The organism is Pseudomonas sp. LBUM1648 (assembly GCF_059716145.1).
Window position 1 is genome coordinate 6,498,565 of sequence record NZ_CP166808.1, and the last position, 7,591, is coordinate 6,506,155.

At 55.7% G+C, this 7,591-nt stretch carries 7 protein-coding genes; all 7 read right to left on the reverse strand.

Annotated elements, in window-relative coordinates; genetic code table 11:
- Nucleotides 1-6 precede the first annotated feature (6 nt).
- Nucleotides 7-651, reverse strand: a complete 645-nt coding sequence (rsmG, locus tag ACA043_RS29605) for a 16S rRNA (guanine(527)-N(7))-methyltransferase RsmG (RefSeq protein ID WP_187677231.1) — start codon at nucleotides 649-651, stop codon at nucleotides 7-9.
- Nucleotides 648-2,546, reverse strand: coding sequence for a tRNA uridine-5-carboxymethylaminomethyl(34) synthesis enzyme MnmG (gene mnmG, locus ACA043_RS29610; protein ID WP_497658384.1), 1,899 nt, complete (start codon nucleotides 2,544-2,546; stop codon nucleotides 648-650). The genes rsmG and mnmG overlap by 4 nt, the downstream gene beginning before the upstream one ends.
- Before the next feature lie 551 nt (nucleotides 2,547-3,097).
- Nucleotides 3,098-4,468, reverse strand: coding sequence for a tRNA uridine-5-carboxymethylaminomethyl(34) synthesis GTPase MnmE (gene mnmE, locus ACA043_RS29615; RefSeq protein WP_497658385.1), 1,371 nt, complete (start codon nucleotides 4,466-4,468; stop codon nucleotides 3,098-3,100).
- A gap of 81 nt (nucleotides 4,469-4,549) precedes the next feature.
- Nucleotides 4,550-6,232, reverse strand: a complete 1,683-nt coding sequence (gene yidC, locus ACA043_RS29620; RefSeq protein WP_187677234.1) for a membrane protein insertase YidC — start codon at nucleotides 6,230-6,232, stop codon at nucleotides 4,550-4,552.
- 2 nt (nucleotides 6,233-6,234) lie between these two features.
- Nucleotides 6,235-6,480: a membrane protein insertion efficiency factor YidD gene (gene yidD, locus ACA043_RS29625; protein ID WP_010465488.1), complete on the reverse strand. Its 246-nt coding sequence runs from the start codon at nucleotides 6,478-6,480 to the stop codon at nucleotides 6,235-6,237.
- Nucleotides 6,473-6,874 carry a ribonuclease P protein component gene (gene rnpA / locus ACA043_RS29630; protein WP_045122860.1) on the reverse strand — a complete coding sequence of 134 codons (402 nt, stop codon included), beginning with the start codon at nucleotides 6,872-6,874 and terminating at the stop codon, nucleotides 6,473-6,475. The genes yidD and rnpA overlap by 8 nt, the downstream gene beginning before the upstream one ends.
- A 16-nt stretch (nucleotides 6,875-6,890) precedes the next feature.
- Nucleotides 6,891-7,025 carry a 50S ribosomal protein L34 gene (rpmH, locus tag ACA043_RS29635; RefSeq protein WP_003213577.1) on the reverse strand — a complete coding sequence of 45 codons (135 nt, stop codon included), beginning with the start codon at nucleotides 7,023-7,025 and terminating at the stop codon, nucleotides 6,891-6,893.
- Nucleotides 7,026-7,591 lie beyond the last annotated feature (566 nt).

Below are 7,591 nucleotides of genomic sequence, written 5' to 3' on the forward strand. Positions count from 1 at the left end.
TCCCAATCATGCCGTGCGGCGCAGTATCAGCAGATGGCGTTGGCCTTGGCAACCGGGTACGGCCAGGGCGTGTTCGCTATCGAGTTTGAAGTCTGCCGGCAATGCTACCAGCTCATCGGCCGGATGAACGCCCTTCATTGCCAGCCAGCGCGTATCGGCGTCGCCCAGATGGCGAGTCCAGTTGGTGAAGTTTTCCATGCTGCTGAACGCCCGGGAGATGATCCCGTTGAATGGCTGTGCGGGCTGAAACGCTTCGACGCGACTGTGGATAACTTGCAGGTTATCCAGTTTGAGTTCGAGTTTTACCTGGGTCAGGAAGCGGGTTTTCTTGCCGTTACTGTCCAGACAGGTCACTTGCGAGTCCGGATACAGGATCGCCAACGGGATCCCCGGCATGCCGCCGCCGCTGCCAACGTCGAGCCAGCGACCGTTTTCGATGAACGACATGACACTCAGACTATCGAGCAGATGACGCGAGACCATCTCGTCCGGATCACGAACCGCAGTCAGGTTGTAGGCCTGGTTCCATTTGATCAACAGGGCCAGATAACCCAGCAGCAATTCGTGCTGGGTTTCGCTGAGATGGACACCGAGCTCGCGGGCTCCTGTGGATAACTCTTCGGCGTGTTGCGAAGTGACCTTAGAACTCAAGCGCTTTGCTCCAACTGACGGCCCGCGCCGCGTTTTTTCAAATGAATCATCAACAGCGAAATCGCTGCCGGGGTCACGCCCGGGATCCGCGAAGCCTGGCCCAGCGTCTCTGGACGCGTCGCGCCGAGCTTGCTCTGGATCTCCTTGGAGAGACCGGAAATGTTGGTGTAATCGATATCCACAGGCAGTTTCGTGTCTTCACTGGCGCGCAGACGGGCGATTTCGTCCTGTTGACGGTCGATGTAACCGGCGTACTTGGTTTTGATCTCAACCTGTTCGGCGACCTGTGGATCTTCGGCGCCGTTCCCGGTCACTTCGACCAAACCAGCGTAGTCGATTTCCGGACGGCTCAAGAGGTTGAGCAAGTTGTATTCGTGGGTCAGCGGCGTGCCGAATTTCTCCGCAATCGCATCACCCTGAGGCGTGCTCGGGCGAACCCAGGTGCTTTTCAGGCGTTGCTCTTCGAGTTCGATGCTTTCGCGTTTCTTGCAGAAGGCCGCCCAACGCGCGTCATCGACCAGTCCCAGTTCACGACCTTTTTCGGTCAGACGCAGGTCGGCGTTGTCCTCGCGCAGGATCAGGCGGTACTCGGCACGGGAAGTGAACATTCGGTACGGCTCTTGGGTACCGAGGGTGATCAGATCGTCGACCAACACGCCGATGTAGGCTTCATCGCGGCGCGGGCACCAGGCTTCTTTGCCCTTCGCGCGCAATGCGGCGTTGGCTCCGGCGAGCAAACCCTGGGCGCCGGCTTCTTCGTAACCGGTGGTGCCGTTGATTTGCCCGGCGAAGAACAGACCGCCGATGACTTTGGTTTCGAGGCTGTACTTCAGGTCGCGCGGATCGAAGTAGTCGTACTCGATCGCATAACCCGGACGCACGATGTGCGCGTTTTCCATACCCCGAATCGATTGCACGATCTGCAATTGCACATCGAACGGCAAGCTGGTGGATATCCCGTTCGGATACAGCTCATGGGTGGTCAAACCTTCCGGTTCGATGAACACCTGATGGCTTTCCTTGTCGGCAAAGCGATGAATCTTGTCTTCGATCGACGGGCAATAACGCGGGCCAATGCCTTCGATCTCGCCGGCAGCGGAATACATCGGCGAGCGATCAAGGTTTGCGGCAATGATTTCGTGGGTTCGGGCGTTGGTGTGGGTAATCCAGCAACTGACCTGGCGTGGATGCTGTTCTTTGTTGCCCATGAACGACATCACCGGGATCGGCGTGTCACCTGGCTGCTCGGTCATCACCGAGAAATCCACAGACTTGCCGTCGATACGCGGTGGCGTACCGGTTTTCAGGCGACCGACACGCAGTGGCATTTCACGCAGACGGTGAGCCAGGGCAATCGACGGCGGATCACCGGCGCGACCGCCGGAAAAATTCTGCAAACCGATGTGGATAAGTCCGCCGAGGAAGGTACCCGTGGCCAACACCACGGAATCGGCGAAGAAACGCAGACCCATCTGGGTGACAACACCACGGACTTGTTCTTGCTCGACGATCAGGTCATCAGCAGCCTGTTGAAATATCCACAGGTTCGGCTGGTTTTCCAGAATTTCGCGGACAGCAGCTTTGTAAAGAATGCGGTCGGCTTGTGCACGGGTTGCCCGTACGGCCGGGCCTTTGCGGCTGTTCAAAACGCGAAACTGGATGCCGCCTTTATCGGTAGCCATGGCCATCGCGCCGCCGAGGGCATCGATTTCCTTGACCAGATGGCTTTTGCCGATGCCACCGATGGCCGGGTTGCAACTCATGGCACCGAGGGTTTCCACGTTATGCGTCAGCAACAGGGTTTTTGCCCCCATACGTGCTGACGCCAGTGCTGCCTCGGTACCGGCATGACCGCCGCCGATGACGATCACTTCAAAACGGGAAGGGAAATCCACCACGCACCTCGTGCCTGCTTAAGTAGGTAATTCAGGAATAGTTTGAGATCAGGTTTCTGAACCTGGTCGGCAAGTATAGGGACTTCGCCCTTCCTAAAGAACCCTTTGCACAAAATTTAACCAGCTGTGGAGAACTCGCGGTTAAAAAAATAAAAAAGAAAGAAATTTATAGAATCTTTGTTTTTATGTTTATTCTTACTGCCCTACCTTTCTGTGGATAGATCTCTACAGGCCTTTATATTCAATATGTACAGAGATTCAAAACCCTGTGCCCATGTACCAATGAGGCCCTTGGATAACCGGTGTAAGCCTGTGGATGAAAGGGGTGGTTATCCACAGAGGGGTTTATATCCAGTTTTCAGGCCCTGTTATCAACTGACCTCAATGGCAGTTATTCACAGGGCTTAATCCACAGAAATTCGATCATCGGATAAATTTCGGGCACGAAGAAACCGCTCGAACTGGAGAGTCAGTCGGGCACTTCAGGCTGATATTCAGAAAGAAGAAACAAAAACGGGCCACGAACGGGCCCGTTTGAACGTACCGGCGGGTTACTTACCGATGCAGAAGCTGGAAAAGATCCGTCCCAGCAGATCATCAGAGCTGAAGGCCCCGGTGATTTCACCCAAAGAGTGCTGGGCTTGGCGCAGATCTTCGGCCAGAAGCTCACCTGCCCCCGCCAGAGTCAGCTGCGCGCGCCCATGTTCCAGGGCTGCGCTGGCGTGGCGCAAGGCTTCCAGATGCCGGCGACGAGCACTGAAACTGCTTTCCGACGTTTGCTCGTAACCCATGCAGGCCTTGAGATGATCACGCAGTAGTTCCAGTCCTTCACCTGCCGATTTGGCGCTCAGGCTGATGGTCACGTGGCCGTCATCGCTGACTTCCAGGGCAATGTCCTCGCCCGTAAGATCAGCTTTGTTACGAATCAAGGTGACTTTCGCCGGATCCGGGCGTACTTCAAGAAACTCCGGCCACAAGGCGAACGGGTCCAAGGCTTCTGGCGCGGTCGCATCGACGACCAGCAATACTCGATCCGCTTCACCGATGGCTTTCAGTGCCCGTTCGACGCCGATCTTTTCTACTTGATCATCGGTGTCGCGCAGACCCGCGGTATCGACAACGTGCAGTGGCATCCCGTCGATGTGGATATGTTCACGCAGGATGTCGCGAGTGGTGCCGGCGATCTCGGTAACGATCGCCGCTTCGCGCCCGGCCAAGGCGTTCAACAGGCTGGACTTGCCGGCATTCGGCCGACCGGCAATGACCACCGTCATGCCATCGCGCAGCAAAGCACCCTGCCCGGCCTCGCGTAGCACTGTGGATAATTCATCGCGCACCTTGTCGAGCATGCTCAACACATGGCCATCGGCGAGGAAGTCGATTTCTTCCTCCGGGAAGTCTATGGCCGCTTCGACGTAGATGCGCAGGCCGATCAATTGTTCGGTGAGGTTATGCACACGCTGGGAAAACGCACCCTGCAAAGAACGCAGGGCATTGCGCGCAGCTTGTGCAGAACTCGCTTCGATCAAATCGGCAATCGCCTCGGCCTGGGCCAGGTCGAGTTTGTCGTTGAGGAAGGCGCGTTCGCTGAACTCGCCCGGACGCGCCAATCGGCAGCCCAGTTCCAGACAACGCTTGAGCAACATGTCCAGAACGATCGGGCCACCGTGACCCTGCAGTTCCAGCACGTCTTCACCGGTGAATGAATTAGGCCCAGGAAAGTACAGCGCCAGACCTTCGTCGAGTACTTGCTGATCGTCGCTGAAAAAAGGGCCGTAATGGGCGTAGCGTGGTTTCAGTTCGCGGCCGCTGATTGCTTTGGCAGCAACACTGGCCAACGGGCCGGAAACACGGACGATGCCCACACCTCCGCGACCTTGGGCGGTGGCAACAGCTGCGATGGTTTCACGAGGTGCGCTCATAAACCGGAATCCATACAAAAGTGGCAGATAGCAAAACGCCCCACTAGGGGGCGTTTTGAGTGGTGTTATCCACAGAGCAAGTTACGCCTCGGCTTTTTTCGTCGCCGCTTCGATCTTACGCGTGATGTACCACTGTTGTGCAATCGACAGGCAGTTGTTCACAACCCAGTACAGCACCAGACCAGCCGGGAACCACAGGAAGAAGAAGGTGAAGATGATTGGCATCATTTTCATGACCTTCGCCTGCATCGGATCCGGAGGAGTCGGGTTCAACTGCTGCTGGATGAACATGGTTGCGCCCATGATGATCGGCAGAATGAAGAACGGATCCTTGATCGACAAGTCAGTGATCCAAAGCATGAACGGCGCCTGACGCATTTCCACGCTTTCCAGCAGAACCCAGTACAGCGAAAGGAAAACCGGCATCTGCACGAGGATCGGCAAGCAGCCGCCCAGCGGATTGATCTTCTCTTTCTTGTACAGCTCCATCATGGCTTGCGACATTTTCTGCCGGTCATCGCCATGTTGCTCTTTCAGTGCAGCCAGTTTCGGCGCAACGGCACGCATGCGCGCCATCGATTTGTAGCTGGCAGCCGACAGAGGGAAGAAAATACCCTTGATCAGCATGGTCAGGAAGATGATCGACCAGCCCCAGTTACCGACAATGGCGTGGATATGTTGCAGCAGCCAGAAGATTGGCTGGGCAATGAACCACAGAATGCCGTAGTCGACGGTCAGTTCCAGACCTGGGGACAACTCTTTCAGCACAGCCTGGCTTTTCGGACCGGCGTACAGCACAGCACTGGTTTCAACTTTGGCACCCGGTGCTGCGGTCAGCGTAGGACCTGTGTAACCGATGATGTAGTTGCCTTTGCTGTCTTTACGGGTCTGGACGATGTTGTTTTCGCCCTTGACCGGAATCCATGCAGTCACGAAGTAGTGTTGCAGCCAGGCTACCCAACCACCGGTAACGGTTTCTTTGAGTTGGGCCTTGTCCATGTCCTTCATGGACACTTTCTTGTACGGCTCCGAACTTGTCCACAGGGCGGCGCCCAGGTAAGTGGCGGTGCCAGTAGCGGTTGTGGACGAAGGATCGGCGCTGCTATCACGCTTCAACTGGGCGAACATCGCGCCATTCCACGGCTGAGCGCTCTGGTTATCCACAATGTACGAAACGGCTACGTCATACAGGCCGCGTTTCAGGGTGAAACGCTTGATGTAATTGACGCCGTCCTTGCTGAACTTCAGGTCGACGACCAGTTGGTCCTGACCGTCAGCCAGTTGATAAGTCTTCTTCTCCGAGGAGTAGACCGGGCGACCAGCCGGATTTGCGTCCGGGCCGTTGGTGCCGATCAGACCGCTTTGCGCCAGATAAACGCGTTCGCCGCCGTTATCGAACAGCTGGAACGGAACGTCCGGACGATCCTGACGACGTGGATACAGAGGCAAGGTCAGTTGAGCAACGTCACCACCTTGTGGATCGATCGCGAGATCGAGCACGTCCGTTTTGATCTGGATCAGATCCTTGCTGGCGGCTACCGGTGTTTCGGCAGGTGCGCTGGTATCGCTAGCGGCGCGCGGAATATCGTCACTGGCGGCAGCATTATTGCCAGTGGCGGTGTCCGGCAAACCGGATGTAGTCGTACTGGAAGCAACATTCTGAGTCGGCAGGGCAGCCTGGCCATAGTCCTGGTTCCATTTAAGAACCATAACGTAGGACACGATTGCCAGGGCGACGATCAGGATCGTGCGTTTGATATCCATGATTACTCGGCCATCGAAGAAGAACGGGAGGTAGGGATAGGCGGAACCGGGTCATAACCACCGGGATTCCACGGATGACAGCGACCTAAACGACGAAAGGTCAGCCAGCCACCGCGCAGAAGGCCATGATTTTCAATGGCTTCATACGCGTAGCAGGAACAACTGGGGTAGAAACGACAGTGACTGGCCATCAAAGGACTAATGGCGTAGCGATAAAACTGGATCGGAACGAGGGCCAGTTTACGCATCAGGACTGTCTACCCCTACAGTTTCGGTGTTGACTGCTGGAACTGGCTTGTTACGGGCCAGACGCTTCCAGAGCTTGCCGAAATGCTGAATCAATTCGGGGTTTTCTACATCACCCAAACCTTTGCGCGCGACGATAACAATGTCCCAGCCGACCAGTGAATCCTGGTGCAGACGGAACGATTCGCGCATCAGACGTTTGAGGCGATTGCGCTCAACGGAGAGCTTTACGCTCTTTTTCCCGATAACCAGCCCGAGACGGGGGTGATCAAGATCGTTGTTGCGTGCAAGGAGCAGGAGATTTTTCCCCGGAACCTTGCCGGTAGGGGAGTCAAAGACTGCCTTGAAATGCCGGGGGGTAAGCAGACGCTTTTCCCGACTGAAGTCCTGACTCACCTCCAGTACCGGATTATCAAACTGCCAGACGCGCACGACCTTTGGCGCGACGACGCGACAGGACTGCGCGGCCGTTCTTGGTTGCCATGCGAGCACGGAAGCCGTGGGTACGAGCGCGTTTGATAGTGCTTGGTTGGAAAGTACGTTTCATGTCGTGTTACCTGGTTCGTCCACAACGGGCCGGAATGGCCCCCGTTTTAAGAGACCGGGGATTCTAGAGAAAGCATGCCTTCAGGTCAATTTCCAACCAACGTTTCCTTATAAATAGATCTCGGGCACTTCTTTGGCTGAAAGCCTGTTCACCATACATAAAAATAAAGAAGGGAATTATTTAAAGCTTTTCTGTAAAGCTTATAAAAGCTAGGGCGGCATTCATCTGTGGATAACTGCCATCAGGCCATATTTTACGTGGTGTACAGAGAATGACAACTACAGTGGAAAACCGTGTTCAGCCTGTGCTGCGCTGTCGGATAACCTGTGTGTGGAAAGGGCTGTTATCCACAGGCAGGTTATCCACCGAGTTTCGCGCCCAGTTGTCCAGTGCCCTTAGAGGCGGTTATCCACAGAGCTTATTCACACACCGTTGGTCGCCTTTTTGCCGGTTAACGCATTGATAAATCATGGTCACCGCACAACCTGCATGTGGATAAGTGGACGGCTCGCCGCTACAATGGCCGCTTGTTTTTGCCTCACCGGCTTTCAACTTAGGGGATATCC

Bases quoted from the DNA above. Each gene is read 5' to 3' on its own strand.
- yidC (WP_187677234.1), bottom strand. From the start codon at position 6,232: ATGGATATCAAACGCACGATCCTGATCGTCGCCCTGGCAATCGTGTCC.
- rpmH (WP_003213577.1), bottom strand. From the start codon at position 7,025: ATGAAACGTACTTTCCAACCAAGCACTATCAAACGCGCTCGTACCCAC.
- yidD (WP_010465488.1), bottom strand. From the start codon at position 6,480: ATGCGTAAACTGGCCCTCGTTCCGATCCAGTTTTATCGCTACGCCATT.
- mnmE (WP_497658385.1), bottom strand. From the start codon at position 4,468: ATGAGCGCACCTCGTGAAACCATCGCAGCTGTTGCCACCGCCCAAGGT.